Below are 25314 nucleotides of genomic sequence, written 5' to 3' on the forward strand. Positions count from 1 at the left end.
TCGCTGCCTGGCCAAGAGCCGGGGAGGTGCTCGCTGCGGCTGGGTGCGATCGGGTGAAAACCTAGGTGATCACGGGGACCAAGGCAATGGCGCACGTCCATGCGTGGATCCCGCCGGCGTCGCCGGCCCGGCCCGGTGGCGGGGCGGGGTGGTCGAGGATCCTCACCGGCGGGTCAGGCCAGCCAACCAGCGTTCCAGCTCCGCCGGGGAGCGGAACAGCAGCACCGGCGGGCCGGCGGGATCGGCCTGCCAGGCGCGCATCCGCCGCCGGGCCCGGCGGAAGGCGGTCGCGTGCCACAGCAGGATGGAGTCCCGGGACAACACGCTGCGAAGCGACTCGCGGTTGCCGTTGCAGATCTCCTCGCCGCTCAGCAGCCGGTGCACGGTGCGCCGCAGCAGCCGCCAGAAGGAGAGCCAGCGCGGATAGTCCAGGCCGACGACGAGGTCGGTGCGCGCCAGCACCACGTCCCGCCAGCCGTGGTACGCGCCATCGAGGATCCAGCGGTCGCGTCGGCAGACCGCCTCGATCCGGCGGCGCTGCTCGGCGACCGGCACCTCGACCCAGCCGGGCTGCCACAGCAGGTCGTCGACCGGGTACCACGGCAGCCCGAGCCGCTCGGCCAGCCGCGCCGCCAGGGTGGACTTGCCGGCGCCGTACACCCCGTAGACGAGGACGCGGGCCGGTGCGGTCATCGCGGCAGCGTACGCCGCCGTCGGCCGGCCGGTGCCGGGCGGTGGGGGCGCCCGTCGCGGCCCGCGCGGTCACGGCGGCGGCCCGGGTCGCGTCGCACCGGCGGGCCGTGCCGGGCGTGGTGCCCCCGGGTCATACACTCACCCCCTGGTCAGGCGCCCGGACGTTGCTCGCGTCCGGGGTCGGCGACGCACCGGTGCCGCGCGGACGGCGGCCGGTGACGACACACGACGCGGCGCCCGGTCCGGCAGGAGCGGGACACCGGTTCGCGTAACCGCCGCTGCCGGGCGGGGCGGGCCCGCACCGAGGGGACTACTGGTGAGGCGACGAGGCAACGGGACCCGGAGGCTACGGGTCGCGGCGGGGGCGGTCGTCGTCCTGGCCGCCACGACGGCCCCCGGCCCGGCCGTGGCCAATCCGACGCCGGCGCCGGCACCCGCGACGCCGGTGTGCGAGGTGCGCGGCGGCCGGCTGAGCGAGATCTCCGGGATGGTCGCCACGGACGGCGGGTTCGTCATGGTCAACGACGGCGCGGACGACGAGGCCCGCCGCCGGATCTTCTTCCTGGACGAGCGGTGCTCCGTCGTACGGAGCGTGTCCTATCCGTCGCGTCCGCGCGACACGGAGGACCTGGCCGTCGGAGCGGACGGCACGGTCTGGGTGGCGGACACCGGCGACAACGACCGCTCCCGGCAGACGATCGCGGTGTGGAAGCTGCCGCCGGGTGCCGACCGACCGGTGCTGTACCGCATGGCGTACCCGGACGGCCCGCACGACGCCGAGGCCCTGCTGGTGACCGCCGACGACCGGCCGCTGGTCGTGACCAAGTACTCGGCCACGCTGTACGCCCCGAGCGCCCCCCTGCGCCCGGGCACGACGGCGAGGCTGGAGAAGGTGGGGCAGGCCCGGCTGCCGGCCTCCACGACGAGCAACCCGTTCGGGGCGCTCGGCCGCACGGCGGTCACCGGTGCCGCCACCGCGCCGGACGGACGCCGGGTGGTCCTGCGCACGTACGCCGACGCGTACGAGTTCGACGTCAGCGACGGCGACGTGGTCTCGGCGTTGACCGGCGGAACGCCACGGGTCGTCGCGCTGCCGGACGAGCCGCAGGGCGAGTCGGTCACCTACAGCCGCGACGGGCAGTCCCTGCTGACCGTGTCCGAGACGGCCGACCAGCCACCCGGGACGCTGCCCACGGTCCTGCGCTACCCGCTGCCGGCGCCCGTCGCGTCCCCCACGTCGCCCGCCGCGCCCGAACCGACGGTCCGCGCCGCCGGCGACGGGACCGGCCGCTCCGGCGCCCTGGGGACCTACCTCGTGGCGGCCGGCGCGCTCGGGCTGGCGCTGATCGCCGTGGGGCTGGTCGCGCTGGCCCGCGCGCGGCGTTCCCGGTCGCGCTGACCGAGGACGCGGCGCTGATCCGCGCGCTGGCGCCGGGGTCGTGCCCGCCGTCCCGGTCCCGGGCCACGGGGTCGTGCCCGCCGCCCCGGCTCCCGGGAGCGCGCCGGGTCAGGCACCGTCCCCGTGGGACGGGCCCGCCGTGTGCAGGCCGGTGAACAGGGCGGCCAGCAGGTCGGCGCGCGCACCGAGGCCAGCGGCCGAGACCCACTCGTGCCGGGCGTGCGCGCCCCCGCCGGGCGGGGCGAGCCCGTCGACGGTGGGACGGCCGAGCGCGCCCGTCGTGTTGGTGTCGGCGGCGCCGTCGGCCGGGCGACCGGCGAGGCGCTGACCGAGGCCGGCGGCGACGGCCACGATCCGGTCCAGCAGGTGCGCCCCCGCCTCGTCCGGCTGCCAGGTGGGCCGGTGCGACAGCAGCCGGGTGGCGAGCCGGGCGCGCCCGCGTACCGGACGCAGCGCCGCCAGGCCGGCGAGGACGGCGTCCTCGTTCCCGGGGTCGGTGAAGCGCAGGCCGAGGTCGGCGTGGGCCGCGCCGGCGACCACGTTGGTCCGGCCCCCGCCGGCGACGGTGCCGGTGTTGAGCAGGACCGGCCGGCCCGCGACGAGCGCGCGGACCCGCACGAGCTGATCGACCAGTTCGTCGATGGCGTTGACCCCGGCGTCAGGGTCGAGCGCGGCGTGCGCCTCGGCGCCGGTGACCTCGATGCGGACCCGGGTGCTGCCGCGCCGGCCGGTCTTGAGGTCGCCGCCGGGATGCGGCGGCTCCAGGCCGAGCACCGCGCGGGCCCGGCCCGCCTCGGCCCGGACCAGCCCGGTGGCGGTGGGCGAGCCGATCTCCTCGTCGGCGACGACGACGACCCTGATCTCGGGGTGCGGGGCGCCCTCGCGTACGACGCGCGCCGCCGCCGCGAGCAGTGCGACGAGCCCGGCCTTGGTGTCGTAGACGCCGGGGCCGCGGACGGTGTCGCCCTCGACGGACCACGGCATGCCCGCCAGCGTGCCGACCGGCCAGACGGTGTCGTAGTGGGTCAGCAGCAGCAGCGGACCGCCCGCGACCCCGCACGCCGGGAGGGTCCAGACCAGATGGTCGCCGTCGGGGTGCGGCTCCCGGGCAGTGTGGAAGCCGGCGTCAGCGGCGTCCGCGTCGAGCACGTCGGCCAGCGCGGCCAGCGCCCGCCGGTCGCCGGTCGGCGACTCGTGCAACGTGTAGCGGCGCAGCGCGGCGAGCGCGGGACCGGGATGCGACGACGACGACACATACGGACACTATGATCGAACCAAGACCTTGTCAACGAGCGGACGTTACGGCAGCCTGGCAGACATACGATCGCTATCTTGGGAGGAGGGCAGGCGCGATGGCCGATGACACCCGCGGCATCGTGGCGCGCGACCTCGCCGGGCTGGCCGAGCGGACGGCGGCGTCGGCGCTCTACCGGAGCGTCTTCGGCTACGAGGGTCCCGAGCACGCCGTCAGCCCCCGCCTCCTGGCCGCGCTGGGCGAGAACGCCGGAACCGCGATCGGCGCCTTCGACGAGGACGGCTGCCTCGTCGGCTTCTGCTACGGCTTTACAGGCGTCGAGCACGGCGAGCTCTACCACTACTCGCAGGCCGCCGTAGTCGACGCGCGGGTCCAGGGGCGCGGTGTCGGCCGTCTGCTCAAGCACGCCCAGGCCGACGCCGCCCGGCGCGCGGGCGTGCACACGATGCGGTGGACCTTCGACCCGTACGCGCTGCGCAACGCCCACTTCAACCTGAACGTGCTGGGCGCCGTCGGGATCCGCTTCCTGCCCGACTTCTACGACGACGGCGGCAGCGACCGCGTCCTGGTCCGCTGGGACCTCGACCGCGCCCGGGGCAGCACGCCGACGCCCGCCCCCGGGCACGCGGCCGTGGACTCCCCCGCCGACGACCGTACGGCCGCGCGGGCGCCCGACGAGCGGGCGCGGCTGCGCCGGGAGCTGGCCGACCGGTTCGCCACGGGCGGACGGCTGGTCGGCGTCGTGCGGCGCACCCGGACCCCCGGCCGCGTCAGCTACCTGTTCGAACGGGACGAGACATGACCACGACGAGATCGACGCCCGCGGAGCGCTTCGACCGCAACGTGCAGCGCAGGTCGGCGCAGGTGCTCAAGCAGCGGGTCCTGGAGCAGCAACGCACCGAGTTCGCCAGGGCCCTGGCGTGGGCCGCCGAGCAGGACGCGATCGAACGGGCCGCGGCCCTCATCGTGTCGGCCCGGCGCCGGTACCTGCTCGGCCACGGCAAGTCGCTCGGCTTCGCGTCCCTGCTCGCCGCCGACCTCAGCGCCGGGCTCTCCGGCGTACACCTCGTCGACGGCGCGGCGCTGCGCTCCCTCGACGTGCTCGGCGACATCCGCCAGGGCGACCTGCTCGTGGCCGTCTGCATGGCGCGCTACCGGCGCGAGACCATCGACGTCGCCGCCGCGTACGTCCGCCACGGCGGTCGGCTGGTGCTCGTCACCGACGCCGAGGACGCGCCGTTGGCCGAGAGCGCCGCCGCGCGCATCGTCATCGGCGCCGACAGCGCCTCGTACGCCAACTCCCCCACCTCGGTGGTGCTCGCGCTGCACCTGCTCGCGACCCTGACCATCGCCAGCTCGAAGGGCGCCGGTCGCCGCCTGCGCGAGCGCGACGCCCTCGCCGCCGAGCTCGGTCTCTACGCGGAGCGGCCGTGACCGGCCGGTGGCGGGGCGCGGAGGCCGCCCACGGGCCGGCCCGGGGCCACGCCGAGCACGGGAAGGGGGCGTCGTGAGGCGGATCGAGGTGGTGGAGCTGCGCCGGGTCCGGCTGCCGCTCGTGCGCCGGTTCCAGACCAGCTCCCACGCCAAGCGCGAGCTGGAGCACGTCCTGGTCACGCTCACCGACACCGACGGCGCAGTGGGGTGGGGCGAGATCGCGTCGCCGAGCGGGCCGTTCTACTGCGCCGAGACCGTCGAGAGCTGCTGGGCGGTCGCCCGGGACCACCTCGCGCCGATGGTGCTGCGCACCGACTGGGCGCACCCGGCGGAGCTGGCCACGGCGCTCGGCAAGGTACGCGGCAACCACTTCGCCCGCGCCGGTTTCGACATCGCCGCCTGGGCGCTGTGGTCGACCGCGAACGGCGTCTCCCTCGCGCACGCGCTGGGCGGCTCGCGCGGCACCGTCGAGGCGGGCGTCTCCCTGGGCATCGAACCCACCGTCGACGACCTCCTCGCGCAGGTGCGGCTGCGGGTAGACGAGGGCTACCGCCGGATCAAGCTCAAGATCGCGCCCGGCTGGGACGTCGAGCCCGTACGGGCCGTCCGCGCGGCGCACCCGGACGTGCCGCTGCACGTCGACGCCAACGGCGCCTACCGGGACGTCCCCGGGCACCGGGCCGTCCTGGAGGCGCTCGACGGCCTGGGCCTGATGATGATCGAGCAGCCGTTCGCGCCACGGGACCTCGTCGCGCACGCCGCCCTCCAGGAGCGGATCGACACCCCCGTCTGTCTCGACGAGTCCGTCGAGGAGGTGGACGACCTCGTCACCGCGCTGCGGCTGGGCGCCGTACGCGTCCTCAACGTCAAGGTCTCGCGGATGGGCGGGCTGACCCACGCCGTACGGGCGCACGACCTCGCGCGCGAGCACGGTGTCCCGGTCTGGTGCGGCGGTATGCACGAGTTCGGCATCGGGCGGGCCGCCAACGTCGCGCTGAGCGCACTCGCCGGCTTCACGCTGCCCTCCGACGTCTCCGGCTCCGACAAGTACTACGCCCGCGACGTCACCACCCGCCCGATCGTGAGCACCGACGGCCTCGTCGCGGTGCCTGACTCGCCCGGGCTCGGCTGGGACGCCGACCTGCCGTACGTCGAGGAGAGGACCACCGACCGGCTCGTGCTGCGGGCGGGCGCGGCGTGACGGTCGCCCGGGTGGCCTGACCGGCACCACGGGCGGTCACCGGGACGCCTGGTCACCGCGATCGCCTGCCCGGTGGCCCCCGATTCCTTGACACGCGATCGACGTGGCTGAAATCCTTCCGGCGAAGGGGGTCCGATGAGCGCTGACGACGACGACACCCGGACGTACGCGGTGGTCGTGAACGACGAGGAACAGTTCTCGATCTGGTGGGACGACCGGGAACTGCCCGCCGGCTGGCGGCGCGAGGGCACCACCGGGACACGTGCCGAGTGCCTCGCCCACATCGACGAGGTGTGGACGGACATGCGGCCGCTGTCGTTGCGGCGCTGGATGGACGAGCACGCCGCGACCGGCTGACGCCGCACCGGACGAGGGCGCAGGAACGGCAGCCTCCGGCGGTATCCGGCCCTCGCCGTGCAACGTACGGCCTTCGAAGTCGACGGCGAGCACGGCGTGGCGCAGGTCGTGCCGCCCACCGTGGCGTCGGACCTGCGGCGGCGGGACGCGCGCCCGCCGACTACGCCGCGCGCCGGGCCGGCCGGGAGCCCGACCCGCCGCGCCGGCCGCCGTACGCGGACTTCGTGCGGCGGTGGGGCACGCGCGACCCGAGCGCCGGCGACGCGTTCTCGGAGGAACACCTCGCCGGGGCCCCGGAGGTCCCGCACCCGGGCCGGGCGCAGCACGGTGACGTTGCCCCGGCTGTGCGCCGCGGCCAACAGCGCCGGGTCCAGCACCTCGCGGGGCACGCCCATCCGGCACGAGTAGACGTCCTCGCGCGGGTAGACCGCTCGACGACCTCGTCGCCGATGCGCTGGGTGTCGTCGTAGGTGGGCGGGGCCCCGCAGGCCAGGACCGTCCCCAGCAGGCCCCGCTCGGCCCGCGCGAGGTTGCCGGAGCGGTCCCAGGTGGACTGCCGCGGCCAGATCGCGGTGGTCCGCGAGGCGTCCAGGGCGAGGACGCGCCCGGCGTACGGCGCGAGGGCCCAGGCGGTGGACGCTCCGGCCACCGGCCATGACGACCTCCCAGTGGCCGACGATCACGCCGGCACCGACTCGACGCGGTGCTGCTCGGGCGGGCTCCCGACGTCGTCACGCGACACGGCTCAGCCTCCGATCCGCACCCGACCCGGGGAAGGGAGCGGCCCGGCGGGCAGCCCCGGGCAGCGGGTGCCGGGACGGCTGCCCCGGGCCCCGCGCGGGGCGGGCGGCCGGGTGCGCGCAGCCCGTCGCAGAGACCTCGTTTGTTACTGGCGGATTACCCAAGACCATTAAATTCACCCAGGTCAGCGGGCTCGCGTGCGGGACGTGGGGTGCAATGTGAACAGTCAGACGATCGCCCGGCCGGAGCCCCGGCTCGAGGTCCGGAATCTCCGGTGGCGACAGCTGTGGGCGGGCGCGCGGCTGCTCGCCGAGGCGTACGAAGACGGCGCCATCTGGGCCGCCGCCGGCTCGCTGCCCCGGTGGCAGCGCCGGTCGGCGCTGACCGCCCTCTATTTGGCGGAACTGGTGATCGCCCAGCTGATGAGCTCGGGCATCACCCTCGCCGCGTACCGTGCCGACCGGCTCGACGGGATCCTCGTCCTCTACGGCGACGAGCGCACCACGCCGTGGTGGGGTTGGGCGCTGCGCTCGGTGGCGTGCCTGCTGGCCGGGCCGCGGGCCGTGGTGCACGCCGTCCGGATCTCCAACGCGCTGGACCGGATGCGCCCCAGCCGCCCGCACGTGTGGTTCGCGGTGCTCGGCCGGCGGGTCGACTCGGTCGGCGTCGGCTACGTCCTCATCCGCGCCGGCCAGGCGCGGGCGGACGCCCTCGGCCTGCCCGGCTACCTGGAGACCTCGGCCGGCCCGGAGCAGGTGCAGATCAACGAGATGCTCGGCTGGACCTCGGTCGACGAGTACGTGCTGAGCACCGGGAGCGTCATCAAGACGATGTGGCGCGACAGGACGGCTCCGTCGTGACCGCGGCCGGATTGTGTCGCGGGCTCGACACGCTCTTCGCGGTCCCGCCGGAGCACCGGCTCGACGACGTCGACCGCGTCACGGCCCGGCAGGTGCTCGGTTGCGACGACCACACGCTGTCCGAGCTGCTGGACCGTGGCCTCCCGGCCAGCGGCGACGCGGGCGAGGAACGCTTCGACTCGCGCGACCTGTTCAACCTGGCGCTGTACTCCGGTACCGGCACGACGGTGCCGGAGCAGGCCTTCGCCTACTCGCTGCGGTGGATGCGCGCGTCGACCGAGGAGCTGCTCTCGCCCCGCGCCTCCCGGTTCGCGCTGAGCGTCGCGTGCGCCGCCGACGCGTGCGGCCCGCAGCCGACCAGCGTGCTCGCCCTGCCGCGCCCCGAGCGCTGCGGCGGCGCGGTGCACGACCTGACGGTCGAGCCCACCGGCGGCACGGTCGGGCCGGACGACGACACCGTCACCCGTACGGCGTCGCAGCTCGCCGTCACCGCCACCGTCCACACCCGCGGCGAGCGGGCCGAGCTGCGCTCACCGGAGCTGCGCGCGATCGCCGCCGAGTTCGCCGCCATGGACCTGCGCTGGGTCAAGCTGCCCGAGGCCCTGAGCGACGACGTCGACCTGGTGACCACGCGCGGCGTGGCGAGCTGCGACTCGGCGAGCCGGTACCTGGCCGGGCTCTGCGACCGGGCCGGCTTCGCGGCGGTCACCCGGATCGGCTGGGTGGTCGGCATGCTCGACCTGGTCCACGCGTGGGTCGAGGTCGAGGACGACGACGGGGCGACCAAGGTCATCGACCCGGTCTTCGCGCTCTTCTCCGCCACCGTGCGCGACGCCAACCCGCTGCTGCGCGACCCGGCCGTCGCGCTGCGCACCAACCGCCTCATCCCGACCGGCCTGTCCACCGGAGGGACCGTCGCCGCGCACCGCTGCGCCGGCGGACCGACGGCGGCCCGGGTCACCACGAAGATCCTCCCCGCACCGACGCGCCCCCAGGAGGGGTCATGAGCACGACCGAGACGGTTCCCGAGTTCCTCACCGCGTTCCTGCGCGCCAGATGCCCCGACATCGACTCGGTCGGGGTCGACGAGGACCTCGTGGACACCGGCGTCCTGAACTCGATGCACTTCGTCGAGCTGCTCTACCTGATAGAGGCGGAGCTGGGCACGGAGATCTCCCTCGACGAGGTGAGCACGGACGACTTCCGCACGATTTCGCGGATCACGCGACGTTTCTTCACCCCGGGGCAGGGCCCCGGCGCGACACCCAAGGAGTAGCAATGTTGGAGACCCGTGTCCGCGAGGTGGTGGCCTCGGTGTTCGGTGTCGCGCCGGGCGAGTTGCCCGAGCGGCTGGACCCGGACACCGTGCCGGGCTGGACCTCGCTGCGCCAGATCCAGCTCATGATGGCGCTGGAGAAGGCGTTCGGCATCGAGATCGACCCGAACCTGCTGCCGGCCCTGGCGTCGGGTTCGGCGATCGTGCGTTACCTCGAGGAGACGCTGGCGGTCCCGGACGGGACGAGCCGATGAGGGCGTACCACCCGCAGTTGCGCACCGTGCACGACGTCGTCGCCTTCCACGCCGCGCAGCGCCCGGAGCACCCGGCGGTGCACTGCGAGGACCGTACGGTCAGCTACGCCGAGCTGCACCGGTCGAGCAACCGGACGGCGCACGCCCTGCGGCGCGCGGGGGCGACGGCCGGGAACCGCGTCGCCTACCTGGGCAAGGAGTCCGAGCACTACTACGACGTCCTGTTCGCCTGCGCCAAGACCGGCACCGTGCTGGTGCCCATCAACTGGCGGCTGCGCGCCGGCGAGATCCGCCACATCATGCGCGACTCCGGCAGCACGGTCCTCTTCTGTGACGAGGACCTGCTGGACACCGCCGAGGCGCTGCGGCCGGACCTGCCCGAGCTGCGCGAGGTGGTGTCGCTGGCCGACTTCACCGGCTGGCAGGGCGACGAGGACGGGGATCTGGAGCCGTCCTGGACCGAGGAGCAGCCGCTGGCGCAGGTCTACACCAGCGGCACGACGGGCAATCCCAAGGGCGTCGTGCTGGCCCACCGCAGCTTCTTCGCGGTGCGTGACGCGCTCGCCTCCGAGGGCCTGGACTGGATCGACTGGCGTCCCGACGACGTGAGCCTGATCGGCATCCCCGGCTTCCACATCGGTGGGCTCTGGTGGTCGATCCAGGGCTTCAGCGCCGGCATCACCAACGTGTCGGTCCGGGTGTTCGCCGGACACGAGGCGGTCCGCCTCATCCGCCGGCACGGCGTCACCACGGCGTGCGTCGTACCGGCCCAGTTGCAGATGATGCTCGCGCCGCCCCGGCCCAAGCGGGAGGACTTCGTCTCGCTGCGCAAGATCGTCTACGGCGGGTCGCCGATCTCCGAGGCGCTGCTCGCGCGCAGCATCGAGATGTTCGACTGCGACTTCGCGCAGATCTACGGCCTGTCGGAGAGCGGCAACACCGCGGTCTGCCTGCCGCCGTCGGCGCACGTCGTCGGCGGGCCGCGCATGCAGGCGGCCGGTCTGCCGTACCCGGGCTTCGGTGTGAAGATCATCGACGGTACGGGCCGGGTCCTGCCGCCGTACGAGGTCGGCGAGATCTGCCTGTCCACCCCGGCGCGGATGATCGAGTACCGGGGCCTGCCCGAGGCCACCGCCGCGACCCTGGTCAACGGCTGGCTGCACACCGGCGACGCCGGCTACCTGGACGCCGAGGGCTTCCTGTTCGTCCGCGACCGGATCAAGGACACGATCATCGTGGCCGGCGAGAACGTCTATCCGGCGGAGATCGAGAACGCGGTCAGCGCGTACCCGGGTGTGGTCGAGGCCGCCGCTGTCGCCGTGCCGCACGAGCACTGGGGCGAGGTCGTGCACTGCTTCGTGGTGACCCACCCCGACCAACCCGTGACCGCCCGCGACCTCACCCCGTTCCTGCGGGGGCGGATCGCCGACTTCAAGATCCCGGCGAGCTACGAGTTCGTCGACCAGCTGCCCCGCAACCCCAGCGGAAAGCTCCTCCGCCGGGAGCTGCGTGAAAGGTTCTGGCAGCACCTGGAGCGGCGCGTGGCCTGACGGCCCGCCGGTCCCGTTCTGGCTCCACGACCCTCACCCTTCATGCAAAGGCGGACCCATGCACATCTTCCTGCGACACAACAGCGACCGCATCGCGCTCTCGATGGGTAACCCCAACCGGATCTCGCTCGGTTACTCGGAGGACCCGCGGACGGTCGCGAAGAGACTTCCGCGTCGCGGCAACGACGAGCCGAAGAACGTGCTCCTGCTGGGCGCGAACGGCTTCGTCGGCATGCACATGCTGCGCGAACTCCTCGGCGACGCCCGCGTCGCGACGGTCTACGCCCTGGTACGCCGCAAGGGCGACAAGTCCGGCGAGGACCGCATCGCCCGGCAGCTGCGCAAGTACAAGTTGGAGCTGCCCGACAGCGGGAAGCTGTCCGTCCTGGAGGGCAGCTACCTGGACCCGGCGATGGGCCTCGACCCCGCCACGTACGACGAGCTGCTCACCGAGGTCGACGTGGTCATCGACGCCGCGGGGGCGACGACCCACGACTACCCCTACTCCCGGTACCGCGAGGAGAAGGTCCTGCCGACGCTGCGGCTCGCGGAGTTCTGCCTGCAGAAGCGGTTCAAGACGCTACACGTCATCGGCTCGGTCGGCAGCGAGGTCTACCAGCAGTGGCGCGACTTCTACCGCAACAGCTTCTTCTACACCGGCTACAGCCGGATGAAGTGGGTCGTCAAGCACATCAGCCTGCGGGCCAACCGCGACGGGGTGCCGATCCACATCTACCAGGCGCCGTTCGCGTTGGGCGGCCCGGGCACCGGGTTCAAGGACCCCGGGATGGAGTACTCGTTCTGGAACATGATCTCCCACATCCTCCAGCTCGGCATGGTCTGGGACTCGGAGGTCACCAGCCCGGTCGTGGCGGGCGACGTGCTGGCCCGGTCCGTGGTGGCCAACGCCCTGTCGAGCGCGCCGAGGGTGATCAGCTACCCGGTGACCCCCGTGACGACCGAGGAGATCGCCGAGCGGTTCAAGCTGAAGCTGGTGCCGTGGGCGACGTTCCGCCGCGAGCTGGTCCGCCAGCACCGCTTCCGGCCCGGTCAGATCGACTGGTCGAAGCCGGTGGCCAGCATCCGGCGCGGCCGGCAGCAGTCGAAGTTCGTCAGCTCCCTGTTCCCCCGGTCGTTCCACACCCTGCTGAACAACATCCACACCGCCGCGTCGAACCCGACGACGGTGCGGATCGACGCCGACCTGCCGTCGATCGACGTCATGGAGAACAACGCCAGGCGGATCCGCAAGCTCGGCAGGTACCTGCCCGAGAACACGCCGGCTCCCGTCGCCGTCGGCGCGAGCGTCCCCGCTCCGGCTCCCGCCCCCGAGCCGGTGGCCGTCGGGGCGGTCTGACGCCCCACCTCTCCCGGCAGCCGGCCGCTTCCCCCTCCGGGTGGGCAGCGGCCGGCTGCTTTTCACTGCGCCGGAGCGACCGGCTGGCCTGCGCCTCCGACCCGGTCACCGGCCCTGGGAAGCGTCGCCAGGTCAACGCGGCCGGCGACGGCGTCGAGCGGCCGAATTCCGGGCCGAACGCGTCGGTGCGCAGCGTGGCCCCGAATTGCGACGGAGCTTCACGAACGGAATCTTCGCGGCGTCCGCCCTCGCCATAAACCGTCGCGCACACCAATGGCCCATTCATCGCCCACCGGTCGGGAATTGCCTGCCCGGAGGCCGCTCTCTGCCGCCTTTGCGCCTGTTCCACGCCGCCTCCTGGAGGATTCCTCACGGCCGCCTCGCATTCTCATCGACTTCTGCTGCACGTCGGCGAATGAACGGCGATCGACCTCTTGGCAAGGCGTCAACGCATTCGCTACCTTCTTTATGTCGCAAGCGAGAACGGATGAGAGGAGTTGTCATGACGGTGCGCCGACCGCAGACCTGTTCCGCATTCTCGACGGGCTCCGCGAAAGCCGCCGAAGACGACTCCCCTGCCGCAGGCGCCAGCCGACCGGCTGCCATCCCGAACGCGTTTCCGCGGCACTGAGGTTCCCCCGTACGCCCGTCTCGAAAGCCGGCGGAGACGGTCCCGTCCAGGGGTGCACGAGCCCACCGCGCCGGAGAGGAGGTACGAGCCATGGCCTTCGACATCGTGATCGTCGAGACGAACGAGGAAGTCCTGAACCACGGGGCCGTCTGACGAGCCCGGTGCCGGACCCGCACGCGGGTCCGGCACCATTTCCGTTCATCGTGCGTGGGAAAGGCATCGGAATGCGTGTACGCCGCCGCGACCAGCTCATCTGCCGCTGGGACAGCGATGCGCTGATGGTCGCCCTGCCCGGCCAGCGCCGATGGCTGCGCGTCACCCCCGACCTGTTCGCCCTGTTGCAGCGCCTGGACGACTACACCGACGTCGACGAGGTCGCCGCCCACTTCGGGGACGAGGCTGCCGAGGCCGCCACCCGGGCGCTCCACCAGCTCCGCGACGCCGGCATCCTCGTGGCCGACACCGACGACGACGCCACCCCGCCCGTCTGGCAGCACTGGGGTCCGGTCGCGTCCCGCATGCACATCGAGGCCCGCGACGCCAACTACCTCGTGGATTCGCCGCGCCGGGACGCCACCGCCGCGCAGATCGTCGCCGACGGCGAGCCCCCGGCACCTTTCAAGCGCTACCCGCACGCCCCGGCCGTGCACCTCCCCCGGCGCGCCCTGCCGCTGCGTTCGCCCGTCGAGGAGGTGTTCGCCGCCCGGCGCACCCACCGCGCGTTCGCCGGGACCCCGGTCGGGATCGACGCGCTCGCCACCGTGCTGGCCTGCACCTTCGCGCCCCAGCGTTTCCTCGACGGCGGCGCCTTCGGCCCGCAGCAGGGGCGCATCAGCGCCTCCGCCGGCGGCCGGCACGAGGTCGAGTGCTACGTGGCCGTCTACGACGTCACCGGGGTGCCGCCCGGCCTCTACCACTACGCTCCCGAGGTGCACCGCCTCGAACTGCTCGACGCCAGCGTCGACCGGCAGCGCATCGCCGCCCTGGCCTACGAGCAGGAGCCCTCCTACCAGGGGGCCTTCACCTGCCTCACCACCACCGTCGCCGCCCGCCTGTCCTGGAAGTACCGGCACCCGCGGGCCTACCGGCTGTGGATGTTCGACGCCGGCCACTACGGTCAGACCTTCGCGCTGACCTGCACCGCACTGGGCCTGGCGCCGTTCCAGACGGTGGCGTTCCACGACAGCGGCGTCGAGGCGATGCTCGGGGTGGATGGCGACCACGAGTTCGCCACCTACCTGCTCTCCGCCGGCAATCCCGCTCCCGGCGACGGCATCCGCCCCGTGGGGCCGGAGTACCCGCCTCCGGCCCGCCTCGCCGCCAGCACGCACCGGTCACCCGCCGACCTGGCGGCCGGCGAGGACCAGCTCGGATGAGCGCGACCGACCGCACCGGCGTCCCCCGTCGTACGCCATGAGCGCCGCCACCAGCCCGGCCACCGTGCCGGTGGAGAAGCTGAGCCAGCATCCGCGGTTCCTGCGGGTGTGGGCCAGCCAGTCCGCCGGAGCGGTCGCCGACCAGATCCTGCCGGTGGCGTTCGCGCTGCACGCCGTGCAGCTCGGGGCCGGCGCCGGCACCATCGCCGTCATCCTCGCCGGCCGGGCGATCGCCCTGGTGGTCTGCCTGCTCGCCGGCGGCATCCTCGCCGACCGCGTCTCGCGGCCCCGGATCCTGTTCACCGCCGACGCGCTGCGCACCGCCATCGTCCTCGGCACGCTCTTCGCCCTCGACGATCTGCCCCTGGCGGCGCTCGGCATCGTCACCGCGCTGTCCGGCGTGGCCGAGTCGCTGTCCCGGCCGGCGATGCGCTCGCTGGTCCCGGCGCTGCTCCCCACCGCCCTGCTGGAACGCGGCAACGCCCTGGTCTCCGCCGTACAGCGCTCCGCGACCCTGCTCGGGGCGCTCGCCGGCGCCGCGATCGTCACCGCCATCGGCATCCACGCCGCGCTGGGCCTGGCCGCCCTCCTCTTCGCGACCGGCGCCCTCGCGGTGCTGGGCGTACGCGACATCGCCGCCGGCAACCGGCCCGGCAGCAGCGTCCTGGCCGACGCCCGGGCCGGCATCGCCACCGTCCGGCGCCGCCCCTGGGTCGCCGCCGTCATGGCCGCCGTGGCGGTCCAGCTCTTCGCCGGCACCGCGCCGAGCCTGACGCTGCTCCCGCTGATCGCGGCGGACCGCCTCGGCGGCGAGCTCGCCTACGGGTTCGTCCTCGCCGCTGCCGCCGCCGGCGCGCTGCCCGCCATCGCCCTGGCCGGCCGGTGGCGGCCCCGCCGGCCCGGCACGGTCAGCATGCTCGCCCTCACCACGTACGCCGCCCTGCCCGGCAGCCTCGCCTTCGCCCTGCCGCTGCCGGTCACGGCCGTCTGCTTCGCGGTCGGCGGATTCGTCGTGGAGATCTACTTCCTCTACTGGCTCTCCGCCCTGCAACGCGAGATCCCCGCCGAGGTGCTCGGCAAGACCCTCGCCCTGGATCAACTCAGCGCCTTCGCCCTGCTGCCGGTCGGGTACGCCCTCACCGGGCCCGCCGTCGCGGCGTTCGGGATCCGGCCCACGCTCCTCGCGGCGGCCGTCCTGACCGCCGCGGCCAGCGCCGTCACGCTGCTGGTCCCCGGGGTCAGCACCTTCAGCGACCCCGCCCGCGCGCGCCGCGGCGAAGCGCCGGTTGGCAACGACCACAGCGGATGATCCATCGGGTACGCGGAAACGGGCCGTGACCGGCTCGCGGCCACGGCCCGTTCCGACGGGGACACCGGTGCCGGGTCAGCCCGCCCGGACGGCGGCGGCGGTGACGCCGGTGACGCTCCCACCCGACCTGGTGACGTGGTAGGTGACGGTCGTGCCGCTCCAGAAGTGGAAGGTGAGGGTCACCCGGGCACCGTCGTCGACCGCCGCGAAGAACGCCTCGGTCAGCGTGATGCGGTTGCCCGGGTAGTCGGGGGCGAAGGCCACGTCGAACTCCTTGAACGGCGTCCAGTCGTGCGGGCCGGCGTTGCGACCGTCGGCGTACCTCGCCTCCATGGTGGCGAGCTGGTCACCGCGGAACTGGGTCGGGACGGCGAACGAGGTCGTGTTCCCCGTCGCGTTCGACAGCACCGGAGGGTCGTACGTGACGACGTCGATCCGCCACGGCACCCCGGCGGAGAACCGCGCCTGGAGGGTGGCGTTCACCCCGTACGCCCGGTTGCCCACCAGCCGGGTCAGCGCGCTGGCGGTCAGCGTGAGCTGGTTGCCCGACACGGTGTAGTCGCTGCCCCGTACGAGGGCGGTGCCGCCCTGGTACAGCCCCTGGAAGGTGGTGCCGTTCGGGTTCAGCGTCAGCGACCGGGCGGCGACGGAGCCGGTACGCGGCACGTACACCTGATCGGACGAGGCCGTCCCTGAGCGGGTGGTCCAGCTCGACCTGATCTGCGCGAACAGCTCGGGGTCCTTCCACCGCAGGGCGGTGCGGTCGAAGTGCTGTCCGTTGTCCCAGAGCTGCGTGGTGATCTTCTTCGTCCTGGCGTACCAGCCGAGGAACTCGAAGAACTTGAGCTTCTCGCCCTGCTGGATGGTGCCGGTGTGCCGGTCGAAGCCGAGCAGGCCGTACTCGCCGATCACCACCGGGATGCCCCTGGCCACGAAGGCGTTGTGCACCCGGTCGAAGGCGTCGGTCAGGTCCTTCTGGGCGGTGGCGTCGAACCGGGTGCCGCCGGCGACGTTCACGCTGAACGGCCAGTAGCCGTAGAAGTGCACGGTGGCGATGAGGTTGCGGTCGCCCAACTGGGTGAAGGTGTTCGCCAGCTCGTCGACGCGGGCCTGGTCAGCCGAGGTGTGCAGGGTCGGCAGGACGAGCATGCGGGTGGCGTTGTTGCCGCCGGAGGCCCGCACGATCCGGTGGAAGGACGCGTTCAGCTCGTGCAGCAGCTGCGCGTTCTGGGCGTCGCCGGAGCTGTTGGCGAACTGCGGCTCGTTGACGCTCTCGAAGTGCAGCTTCGGCGAGGCGTCCCGGAACGCGGCCGCGAGCTGGGTCCAGAGCGCGTTGTAGCGGTTGAGGACGGTGCTCCGCTCGGTCGGCATCGCGTTGATCCACTGCCACGAGTCGTGGTGGATGTTGATCATCACGTAGAAGCCGTCGTCCAGGGCCCAGCCGACGACCTCCTTGATCCGGTTCAACCACGCCGGGTCGATCGTGTACGCCGGCGCGGGGCCGTGGTGGTTGCTCCAGGTGACCGGGATCCGGATGCTGTTGAAGCCCTGCGCCCGGACGGCGTCCAACTGCGCCTGGGTGACGCGCGGGTTGCCCCAGGCGGTCTCGTCGCTGCCGACCGCGTCGAAGGTGTTGCCGAGGTTCCAGCCCGGTTGCATCGCGGCCACGTAGGCCAGCGGGTCGCCGGTCGGCGGCGGGGTGGTCGGTGGCGGGGTGGTGGGCGGGACCGTGGTGGGCGGGACCGTGGTCGGCGGGGCCGTGGTGGGACCCACGCCGCCGGTGCAGGTGACGCCGTTGAGGGCGAACACCGCGGGGGCGGTGTTGGCGCCCGACCACGTGCCGTTGAAGCCGAACGACACCGTGGCGTTGGTGCCGATGGCGGCGTTGTAGCCGAGGTTGACCGCGGTGACGTCGGCGCCGACGGAGCTGACGGTGGCGTTCCACGCCGAGGTCACCTGCTGTCCGGCGGGGAACGTCCAGGTCAGACGCCAGCCGTCGATCGGGTCACCGAGGTTGGTCACGGCCACGTTCGCGGTGAAGCCACCGGGCCACTGGTTGGCCGAGTACGCCACCCGGCAGCCGGCCGCCGCGTGCGCGCTCGCCGCGAACGTCAGGCCGAGGCTCACCACCAGCATCGTGAGGACGCCGGTGACCAGGCTCAGGCGCCATCGGGTTGCACTCGTCGTGCCTCGTTTCTCGACCATGACGCTCCTCGCGTGGGTACCGCTGGGACGGGACGGCGGGCGGTGCCGCCCGAACGCGGCCGGCACCCGATCGCGAATCGCAGGTTAAGTTTAGATTCCAAACTTTGTCAATCGGCGTACCTCTATCTGGAAGGCGGCTCCGGCCCGCCGACCGACCTCGCTCCCGGGACGGCACGGGCGCCCCTCGGCCACGGCGGCACCCCCGCGCCCGAGGGGTCAGGGACCCGGGTCGCGAAGCGTGGCCGAGACGTACCGCCCCGCGTCGGGTCCCGCCTGCGCGAGCAGTCCGCCGCCGGGTGCCCACACCGCCGAGCCGCCCGCCGCCCGCTCGAAGCCCCCGCCGGTGGACCCGGCGAAGCTCGCCGCGGCGACCCACACCCGGCGGTCGGCGACGACGCGCCGGGCCCGCTCGGCGGGCACCTGGGCGTCGCGGGCGTGCTCGAGGACGGCGGCGACGTAGACGTCCATGCCGAGCGCCGCCGTGGCGGCGTCGTGCCCGGCGAAGCGGGTGTCGCGGCAGATCGCGAGGCCCAGCCGCCAGCCGTCCACGTCGAGCACCGCGGGTCCCTCGCCGGGGCTGAACCGCTCCTCGGACCGGTGCACGTGCACCTTGCGGTACGCCACGCGCGCGCCGGCCCCGTCGACGGCCAGCATCGCGATGTGCTCGCGGCCCCCCTCGCCGCGAACGGGGGCGCCCACCAGCGCGAGGGAACCCGCCTCGGCACACGCCCGGACGATCGGCGCGAGCCCGGGGTCCCCGGCGGTGACCGCGGGCGCGTCCAGCTCGTATCCGGTCAGCGAGAGCTCGGGGAATACCACCACCCGCGCGAGCGCGGCCCGGACCACGGCGGCGTGCTCGACCGCGTTCGCGGCCACGTCGTACGCCCTGGTGTGCGGCTGGGCGACGGCGACGACGAGCGGCTGACGAAGCATGAGCCCTCCGGAGCTGGACGAGATCCTGCGCGCCGACCGTGGTCGGCGCCTGGCCGGACGGCCGGGTCAGCCGCCGACGGGGAGCACCTGCCGCCAGCCGTCCTCGACGGACCGGCGACAGGCGTCGGGCCGGTCCCCCGAGCTGACGAACAGGGCGGCCAGCAGCTCGGTGCCGTGGTCGAGGGTCTGTCGCGGCAGCGGACCGGTGGCGACCAGGGAGACCAGGCCGTGGCCGACGACCCAGCTCTGGGTGGCCAACTCCAGCGGCTCGACGTCGGCGCGGAACCGACCGGCCGCCCCGCCCCGGGCGGCGGCCCGGACCAGGTACTCCAGCGTGTCGTCCGCCGCCTGGGCGTCCTCGAGGTCGAAGTCGGCGTCGAACATGACCCGGTACAGGTCGGGGTGCTCCAACGCGTTGTGGACGTAGGCGGCGACCAGGGCGGTCAGGTCCCGGACCGGGTCCTGGGACGTCGGCACCGTGGCGAGTCGGGCCCCGAGGCGGGTGAAGCCCTCCTGCCGTACGGCCTTCCACATGCCGTCCATCCCGCCGAAGTGGGTGTAGACGGCCATCGTCGACACGCACGTCCCGGCGACCAGCGAGCGGAGGGTGACGGGTTCGCGGGTGCGGAGCATGTGCGCGGCGCGCTCGATGAGCAGGGTGCGTACCGCCGGATCCTTCGTCCTCGCCATGCCACGACGATACATAACATAGCTGTGCTATGTTTCGGCGGACACCCGGCTTCGAGGACAAGGAAGAAACGTGGCCATCACCCTGGTGAACCCCGAAGGACTGCCGACGGTCGACCTCTACCGGCAGGTGTCCGTCGCCACCGGCACGAAGCTGGTCTTCACCGCCGGCCAGGTCGCCGTCGACGCCGACGGCAACACGGTCGGCGCGGGCGACTACGCCGCCCAAGCGGAACAGTGCTACCTCAACGTGGCCACCGCCCTGGCCGCGGCCGGCGCCACCTTCGCCGACGTGGCGAAGCTGACCGCCTACGTCGTCGACTGGACGCCCGACAAGATGCCCGCGCTGATGGAGGGGATCGCCCGGGCCGCCGCGAAACTCGGCGTCACCTCGGCCCCGCCGTTCACGGGGCTCGGCATCAGCGCGCTCGCCGGCCCCGATCTCCTCGTGGAGATCGAAGCCACCGCGGTCGTCGACTGAACCGGCGCGACACGGGTCGAACGGAAGCCTGAGGCGGCGCAGCTCCGCACCCCCGAGGGCGTCCGGGCCGGCGACGTCAGCGGTTGCGAGGGGCGACCAGACCGGATTCGTAGGCGAGGACGACGAGTTGGGCGCGGTCCCGGGCGTGGAGCTTGGCCATCGCCCGGTTGACGTGGGTCTTCGCGGTCAGCGGGCTGATCACCAGACGCTCGGCGATCTCCTCGTTGGACAGGCCCTTCGCCACCAGGGCGACGGTCTCGCGTTCGCGGTTCGTCAGCCCCCGCAGCCCCGCCTCGGCACCGTCGTGGAGCGGTTCGCTGACGTACCTGTCGATCAGCCTGCGCGTGATCGACGGCGCCAGCAGCGCGTCGCCGCGCGCGGCGACCCGTACGGCGTGCAGGAGGTCCTCCGGTTGGATGTCCTTGACGAGGAAGCCGGCCGCGCCAGCGCGCAGCGCGTGGAAGACGTGTTCGTCGAGGCCGTAGTTGGTCAGGATGACGACGTGCACCCGGGCCAGGGCCGGGTCGGCGACGATGCGGCGGGTCGTCTCGATGCCGTCCATGACCGGCATCTGGATGTCGACGAGCGCGATGTCGGGCAGGCGTTCCCTGGCGAGCGCCAGGCCCTCCTCGCCATCGGCGGCCTCGGCCACCACCTCGATGTCGTCTTCCGCGTCGAGCAGCGCGCGGAAGCCGCTGCGCAGGAGCGGCTGGTCGTCGACCAGCAGGACGCGGATCATGCCGTTCCGCCCACGGGGAGCTCGGCGTGGACGGTGAAGCCGCCCCCGTTGCGGGGCTCCGCGCGCAGCCGGCCCCCGAGGGCGGTGACGCGTTCGCGCATCCCGAGCAGTCCGATGCCCGGCACCGGGGGCGCGTCCGGCGTGGCCCTGCCGTCGTCGTCGACGCGGATCGCGAGAATGTCCGGCCGGTAGTCGACGCGGACCGACGCCGTGGCGGCAGCGGCGTGACGGGCGACGTTGGTGAGGGACTCCTGGACGATCCGGTAGGCGGTCCGGTCGACCGCGACGGGCACGTCCTGCCGCCGCCCCGCGATGGTCAACGTCGCGTCCAGACCGGACACCCGGGCACGTCGCACCAGGTCCGGTAGGTGCGCGAGCCCGTGCGGCGGGGTCCTGCCGTCGTCGCGCAGCGCCTCCAGGGTCGCTCGCAGCTCCCGGGCGGCCTCCCGGCCGGCCTCCTGGATCACCAGCAGGGCCTCCGGCACCGGTTCGCCCCGCCTGCGGGCCAGGTGGACGGCCACCTCGGCCTGCACCTTGATGACCGAGATCTGGTGGGTGAGCGTGTCGTGCAGCTCCCGCGCCATGTGCAGCCGTTCCTCGTCGGCGCGGCGCAGCGCCGCCTCCTCCCGGGTGCGTTCGGCTTCGTCCGCGCGCCGCTCGGCCTGCCGCAGCGCCTCGCCCGCCGCCCCGGCGGCGACCAGCCAGGCCAGCTCCAGTGCGCCCCGGGACCGGACGAGCGCCTCGCCCAGGGACAGGTCCGACGGCGGGGCGAGGGCCGCGAGCGGCAGAGCGGCCAGCATCGCCACCGCCGCCACGATCGTGACGACGCGGTGCCCGGCCCGTACGGCGGCGTACACCGCGAACAGGAACGCGACGGCGGGCACGTCGAGGCCGAGCGCCTGGTGGCCCGCCGCGCACAGCCCGGTGACGGCCAGGACCGCGACGGGAGCGCGCCGTGCGGCAGCCAACGCCAGGCCGCCGGCCACCAACAGCACGTAGCCGAGCGGGTCGGCGTCGGGTCGGTCCCCGGACAGCCCCGCGACCAGCAGCGTCGCCGCCACGCCGACGGCGACCGCCCAGTCTCTGACACCGGCCGGAACGCCGGACCGTCCTGTGCGCATGGGCGCACCTTAGCCAGATCCCGCCGCCCGCGACTCCTCCTGGCAGCCGAGCGGCCGCCTGCCGCGCCCGCGGTACGCGCGCCGTCGCCTACCGCGTCCGCGGTAGCCGGCTGCGGCGGCCACGGCAGCGCGAACCGCATCCGTACGCACGACGACCGGCGGCGTGCCCGGCGACATGATCGGGCGACATCCGAAGCTCGGCAACGAGACGCACGCAGGAGGAGACGACATGAGCTCGTCACGAACCTTGAAGTCGGCCCGGCTGATGCTGGCCGCCGCCGTGGCCGCCCCGCTCGGCGGGCTCGGGCTCGCCGCGCCGGCGGCCGCACACGTGGCGACCCGACCGGCGGCCGCCGAGGCGTACGCCATGAGCGCCGGACGGCTCACGGCGGCCGCCGCCGGCGTGCTGGCGCTGGCCGGCGTGATCGTCGGTGGGCTGGCCCTGGCCCGCCCCACCAGTCGGATCGGCACCGGCGCCGGGCGGCTCGGCGCCACCCTGGCCCTGGCGGCGGCGCTGACCGGCATGGCCCTCGGCGCCGTGGTGGTGCTCACCGCCGACAGCGGCATCGGCACCGGCAACGGGCGGGGCGGAGCCTACCTGGCCCTGGTGCTGGGGCTGGCCGCCACGGTCCTCGGCGGGCTCGCCATGGTTCGCTCCCGGCGCACCGGCTGACCGCCGCGACGACCGGCCGGGACGGGGTGGGCGCCGCGGCGCGGGCAGCCGTGGCCGCGGCGCCGACCGGATCGGCGGACCGCCCCCGTCACCGCCGGCCGAGGACCTTGTGCAGCCAGGTGAGTTGTTCGAGCTGATGCGCCGCCTCGCCGCCTTCGTGGTCGTTGAACTCGTACACGCGCAGCTCCTTCTCGCCGCCGTAGCGGTGGTAGGCGGCGAAACAGGTCGAGGGCGGGCAGACCTGGTCCAGCATCGCGATGGAGAACAGCGCGGGCGCGGTCGCGCGGGGCGCGAGCACGGCGGCGTCGAAGTAGGACAACGTGCGGAACACCCGGCCGGCCCGGTCGCGGTGCAGCTTCAGGTATTCGGCGATCTCGCCGTAGGGGCCGCGGAGGGCGACCTGCACGCCACGGCGGAAGTCGCACAGGAACGGCACGTCGGGCATGGCCGCCGCCACGCCCGGGAACAGCGCCGCCACCTCCAGCGCCAGGCCACCGCCCTGGCTGACGCCCGTGACGGCGACGCGGTCGGCGTCGACGGCGGGATGTTCCCGCGCGGCGCGGGCGAACCGCACGGCGTCGGTGATCAGCCTGCGGTAGTAGAAGTCGTCGGGATCGGTGACGCCGCGCGTGAGGAAGCCGGGCACGGTGCCGCCCGGATGAGGGTGCGGGTCGGCGGTGCTGCCGGCGGCGGCGCTCCAGCCCTGGCCCCGGGTGTCCATGATCAGATGCGCGAAGCCGGCCGCCGCCCAGAACAGCTTCTCGTGCGGCAGGCCGCGGCCTCGGCCGTAACCGAGGTACTCGACCACGCACGGCAGCGGCCCTGCGACGTTCGTGGGCAGATGCAACCAGCCGTGCACGGGCTCGCCACCGTATCCGGGGACGGTGACCGAGAACGTACGGACCTGGGTGAGGCCGGTGTCGACGGGTTCGTACGCCGCCGGTCCCGCCCCGCCGTCACCCAGCGTCCGCGCCCAGAAGGCGTCCAGGTCCTCGGGAACGGCCAGTTCGGGCCGGTACGCCCGGCAGTCGGCGAGGGTCAGATCGCTCAGCGCCACAGTGTGACCTCCGTGCCAGACAGGATCGTCGGGTGTCGTCGTGCGGGTGCGACCGGCGACGACGGCCGAGGGGCGGCCGCCGTACGCCCCGGTCGCTATCGGGCGCCGGCCATGGCGGACGCGAACCAGCCGGTGATGGTGGTGGGGTGGGTGATCGCCGTGCCGACCACCACCGCCCACGCGCCGGCCCGCAGCGCCTGCGCCGCCTGCGCGGGGGTGTGGATGCGGCCCTCCGCGACCACCGGCACGTCGACCTCGCGGGCGAGCCGGGCGACCAGGTCCAGGTCCGGGCCGGGCTGCTTGCGGGTGTACGCCGTGTAGCCGGCCAGGGTGGTGCCCACCAGGTCTGCGCCCGCCTCGGCGGCGGCCACCCCCTCCTCGAAGGTGGCGCAGTCGGCCATCACCAGGGCCCCGGTCCGCTCGTGGACGGCGGCGACGGTCTCGCCGAGGGTACGGCCGTCGGGCCGCGGCCGGGACGTGCCGTCGAGCGCGACGACGTGCGCGCCGGCGCGGGCCACGGCCAGCGCGTGGTCGAGCGTCGGGGTGATGAAGACGTCGTCGTCGCCGTCCTTCCAGAGCCCGATCAGCGGGAGGCCGACCGCGTCCCGGATGGCCGCGATGTCCGCCAGCCCCTGGGCGCGGATGCCGGCGGCGCCGCCGGCGGCGGCGGCGAGGGCGACCCGGCGCATCGTTTCCGGGTCGCGCATCGGCTCGCCCGGGTACGCCTGGCAGGAGACCACCAGGCGGTGGCGCAGCTGTGCGACGAGCGCGTTCATGCGACGGTCTCCCAGGCGAGCGAGGCGGCGCCGAGCAGGGGTGCGTCGGCGCCGAGGGTCGAGGCCAGCACGGGCACGTCCGCCAGGCCGGGCAGCGTCTCCCGCCGTACGGCGTCGCGAAGTGCCCGCCACCATGGCTCGCCGAGCCCGGTGACGCCGCCGCCGACCACCACGGCGTGCGGGTCGAGCACGTTGACCAGCCCGCCGACGGCCGAGCCGACGGCCGCCCCGCCCAGCCGGACGACCTCCCGGGCCGTGTCGTCGCCGCCCTCGGCGCGGGCGGCCACGGACCGCAGGTCGTCGACCGGCCGGCCGGTGCGCCGCGCGTACTCCTCGGCGAGGCCGGGCCCGGCGGCGATCGCTTCGAGGTGCCCGAGCCGGCCGCAGGTGCAGGGCAGCGACCCCGCGTACGGGGAGGGCTGGTGACCGGCGTGGCCGGCCGCGCTGTGGGCGCCGGCGAGCACGCCGCCGCCTACGACGAACGAGGCGCCGATGCCGGTGCCGACGGCGACGAAGAGCATCGTCTCGTGCCCGGCCGCCGGGCCGTGACGCGCCTCGCCGAGGGCGTGCGCGTGCACGTCGTTGATGACGGCCACGGGCAGGCCCGTCAGCTCCCGCAGCCGCCCGGCCAGGTCGGTGCCGGCCCAGCCGGTCAGCACGTCGGTGGCCGAGAGCACCCGGCCCGTCCGGCTGTCGACCACCCCGGCGCTGCCGACCCCGAGGGCGCGTACGCGTGTCCCCGGCGCCCTCGCCCTCAGCCGGTGGACGAGGTCGGCGGCGGTGGCGAGGACGGCGCTGGCGCCCGCCCTGCCCGGGGTGGCGGCGGTGATCCGGTCGAGGACGAGCCCCTGCCCCGTCACGAGGGCGGCTGCCGTCTTCGTTCCCCCGATGTCGAGCGCGGCGACCGCCTCGTCGGCGCCGGCTCCGCGATCGCGTGCCTCGGACATGC

25 protein-coding genes are annotated in these 25314 nt (G+C 74.0%); 15 read left to right on the forward strand and 10 right to left on the reverse strand.

Going from position 1 to position 25314, the window contains the following annotated elements:
- Positions 1–162: 162 nt before the first annotated feature.
- On the reverse strand, positions 163–693 hold the full coding sequence (locus ACTMS2_RS14510) for an adenylate kinase (RefSeq protein ID WP_441175815.1): 531 nt from the start codon (positions 691–693) through the stop codon (positions 163–165).
- A gap of 316 nt (positions 694–1009) precedes the next feature.
- On the opposite strand from ACTMS2_RS14510, the gene ACTMS2_RS14515 reads away from it, so the two are divergent.
- Positions 1010–2092 (forward strand): hypothetical protein, encoded by a 1083-nt coding sequence (locus ACTMS2_RS14515; RefSeq protein WP_441175816.1) that lies wholly within the window; start codon positions 1010–1012, stop codon positions 2090–2092.
- A gap of 108 nt (positions 2093–2200) precedes the next feature.
- Here the strand turns inward: ACTMS2_RS14515 and ACTMS2_RS14520 are convergent, their stop codons facing one another.
- On the reverse strand, positions 2201–3346 hold the full coding sequence (locus tag ACTMS2_RS14520) for a M20/M25/M40 family metallo-hydrolase (protein ID WP_441175817.1): 1146 nt from the start codon (positions 3344–3346) through the stop codon (positions 2201–2203).
- A 98-nt stretch (positions 3347–3444) separates the two neighbouring features.
- Here ACTMS2_RS14520 and ACTMS2_RS14525 point away from each other — a divergent pair, with 98 nt between their 5' ends.
- The 12 genes from ACTMS2_RS14525 (at position 3445) to ACTMS2_RS14580 (ending at position 15693) form a co-directional block, all read left to right on the forward strand.
- On the forward strand, positions 3445–4149 hold the full coding sequence (locus ACTMS2_RS14525) for a GNAT family N-acetyltransferase (protein WP_441175818.1): 705 nt from the start codon (positions 3445–3447) through the stop codon (positions 4147–4149).
- Positions 4146–4781 (forward strand): MurR/RpiR family transcriptional regulator, encoded by a 636-nt coding sequence (locus tag ACTMS2_RS14530; RefSeq protein ID WP_441175819.1) that lies wholly within the window; start codon positions 4146–4148, stop codon positions 4779–4781. The genes ACTMS2_RS14525 and ACTMS2_RS14530 overlap by 4 nt, the downstream gene beginning before the upstream one ends.
- A gap of 73 nt (positions 4782–4854) precedes the next feature.
- The gene (gene menC / locus ACTMS2_RS14535) at positions 4855–5982 is read left to right on the forward strand and encodes an o-succinylbenzoate synthase (protein WP_441175820.1); all 1128 of its coding nucleotides are present in this window, start codon (positions 4855–4857) and stop codon (positions 5980–5982) included.
- Positions 5983–6117: 135 nt separating this feature from the next.
- On the forward strand, positions 6118–6339 hold the full coding sequence (locus ACTMS2_RS14540; RefSeq protein WP_088999746.1) for an MbtH family protein: 222 nt from the start codon (positions 6118–6120) through the stop codon (positions 6337–6339).
- A gap of 959 nt (positions 6340–7298) precedes the next feature.
- Positions 7299–7940 carry a hypothetical protein gene (locus tag ACTMS2_RS14545; protein ID WP_441175821.1) on the forward strand — a complete coding sequence of 214 codons (642 nt, stop codon included), beginning with the start codon at positions 7299–7301 and terminating at the stop codon, positions 7938–7940.
- Positions 7937–8947 carry a hypothetical protein gene (locus ACTMS2_RS14550; RefSeq protein WP_441175822.1) on the forward strand — a complete coding sequence of 337 codons (1011 nt, stop codon included), beginning with the start codon at positions 7937–7939 and terminating at the stop codon, positions 8945–8947. The genes ACTMS2_RS14545 and ACTMS2_RS14550 overlap by 4 nt, the downstream gene beginning before the upstream one ends.
- Positions 8944–9216 carry an acyl carrier protein gene (locus ACTMS2_RS14555; RefSeq protein ID WP_101410912.1) on the forward strand — a complete coding sequence of 91 codons (273 nt, stop codon included), beginning with the start codon at positions 8944–8946 and terminating at the stop codon, positions 9214–9216. The genes ACTMS2_RS14550 and ACTMS2_RS14555 overlap by 4 nt, the downstream gene beginning before the upstream one ends.
- A gap of 2 nt (positions 9217–9218) precedes the next feature.
- On the forward strand, positions 9219–9470 hold the full coding sequence (locus ACTMS2_RS14560; RefSeq protein WP_357720293.1) for an acyl carrier protein: 252 nt from the start codon (positions 9219–9221) through the stop codon (positions 9468–9470).
- Entirely contained in the window at positions 9467–11020 is a 1554-nt protein-coding gene (locus ACTMS2_RS14565; RefSeq protein ID WP_441175823.1) for a long-chain-fatty-acid--CoA ligase, read from the forward strand. Before ACTMS2_RS14560 ends, ACTMS2_RS14565 begins: the two co-directional genes overlap by 4 nt.
- Before the next feature lie 58 nt (positions 11021–11078).
- Positions 11079–12377 (forward strand): SDR family oxidoreductase, encoded by a 1299-nt coding sequence (locus tag ACTMS2_RS14570; protein ID WP_441175824.1) that lies wholly within the window; start codon positions 11079–11081, stop codon positions 12375–12377.
- A gap of 855 nt (positions 12378–13232) precedes the next feature.
- Positions 13233–14384: a SagB/ThcOx family dehydrogenase gene (locus ACTMS2_RS14575; protein WP_441175825.1), complete on the forward strand. Its 1152-nt coding sequence runs from the start codon at positions 13233–13235 to the stop codon at positions 14382–14384.
- 37 nt (positions 14385–14421) lie between these two features.
- The gene (locus tag ACTMS2_RS14580; RefSeq protein WP_441175826.1) at positions 14422–15693 is read left to right on the forward strand and encodes an MFS transporter; all 1272 of its coding nucleotides are present in this window, start codon (positions 14422–14424) and stop codon (positions 15691–15693) included.
- Positions 15694–15768: 75 nt separating this feature from the next.
- Here the strand turns inward: ACTMS2_RS14580 and ACTMS2_RS14585 are convergent, their stop codons facing one another.
- The 3 genes from ACTMS2_RS14585 to ACTMS2_RS14595 form a co-directional block, all read right to left on the reverse strand.
- Positions 15769–17898, reverse strand: coding sequence for a cellulase family glycosylhydrolase (locus tag ACTMS2_RS14585; protein ID WP_441175827.1), 2130 nt, complete (start codon positions 17896–17898; stop codon positions 15769–15771).
- A 216-nt stretch (positions 17899–18114) separates the two neighbouring features.
- Positions 18115–18831 (reverse strand): carbon-nitrogen hydrolase family protein, encoded by a 717-nt coding sequence (locus tag ACTMS2_RS14590; RefSeq protein WP_441175828.1) that lies wholly within the window; start codon positions 18829–18831, stop codon positions 18115–18117.
- A gap of 66 nt (positions 18832–18897) precedes the next feature.
- Positions 18898–19521 carry a TetR/AcrR family transcriptional regulator gene (locus tag ACTMS2_RS14595; protein ID WP_441175829.1) on the reverse strand — a complete coding sequence of 208 codons (624 nt, stop codon included), beginning with the start codon at positions 19519–19521 and terminating at the stop codon, positions 18898–18900.
- 70 nt (positions 19522–19591) lie between these two features.
- Between ACTMS2_RS14595 and ACTMS2_RS14600 the strand changes: the two genes are divergently transcribed.
- Entirely contained in the window at positions 19592–19999 is a 408-nt protein-coding gene (locus ACTMS2_RS14600; RefSeq protein WP_441175830.1) for a RidA family protein, read from the forward strand.
- A gap of 76 nt (positions 20000–20075) precedes the next feature.
- Here ACTMS2_RS14600 and ACTMS2_RS14605 read toward each other — a convergent pair whose 3' ends face one another.
- Together ACTMS2_RS14605 and ACTMS2_RS14610 are read right to left on the reverse strand one after the other, a co-directional pair.
- Positions 20076–20738: a response regulator gene (locus tag ACTMS2_RS14605; RefSeq protein ID WP_441175831.1), complete on the reverse strand. Its 663-nt coding sequence runs from the start codon at positions 20736–20738 to the stop codon at positions 20076–20078.
- Complete coding sequence (locus ACTMS2_RS14610) at positions 20735–21859, reverse strand: sensor histidine kinase (protein WP_441175832.1); 1125 nt, start codon at positions 21857–21859, stop codon at positions 20735–20737. Before ACTMS2_RS14610 ends, ACTMS2_RS14605 begins: the two co-directional genes overlap by 4 nt.
- Before the next feature lie 229 nt (positions 21860–22088).
- Here ACTMS2_RS14610 and ACTMS2_RS14615 point away from each other — a divergent pair, with 229 nt between their 5' ends.
- Entirely contained in the window at positions 22089–22532 is a 444-nt protein-coding gene (locus tag ACTMS2_RS14615) for a DUF6223 family protein (RefSeq protein WP_441175834.1), read from the forward strand.
- Positions 22533–22620: 88 nt separating this feature from the next.
- On the opposite strand, the gene ACTMS2_RS14620 is transcribed toward ACTMS2_RS14615, so the two are convergent.
- From ACTMS2_RS14620 to ACTMS2_RS14630, 3 genes are all read right to left on the reverse strand, one after another.
- A complete protein-coding gene (locus ACTMS2_RS14620) occupies positions 22621–23589 on the reverse strand; it encodes an acetylxylan esterase (protein WP_441175835.1) in 969 nt (322 codons plus the stop codon).
- 95 nt (positions 23590–23684) lie between these two features.
- Positions 23685–24365 carry an N-acetylmannosamine-6-phosphate 2-epimerase gene (locus tag ACTMS2_RS14625; protein ID WP_441175836.1) on the reverse strand — a complete coding sequence of 227 codons (681 nt, stop codon included), beginning with the start codon at positions 24363–24365 and terminating at the stop codon, positions 23685–23687.
- Positions 24362–25312 (reverse strand): ROK family protein, encoded by a 951-nt coding sequence (locus ACTMS2_RS14630; RefSeq protein WP_441175837.1) that lies wholly within the window; start codon positions 25310–25312, stop codon positions 24362–24364. Before ACTMS2_RS14630 ends, ACTMS2_RS14625 begins: the two co-directional genes overlap by 4 nt.
- Positions 25313–25314: the final 2 nt, after the last annotated feature.

Origin of the sequence: Micromonospora sp. SD12, assembly GCF_052068495.1 — a bacterium.
Lineage (GTDB): Bacteria > Actinomycetota > Actinomycetes > Mycobacteriales > Micromonosporaceae > Micromonospora > Micromonospora echinofusca.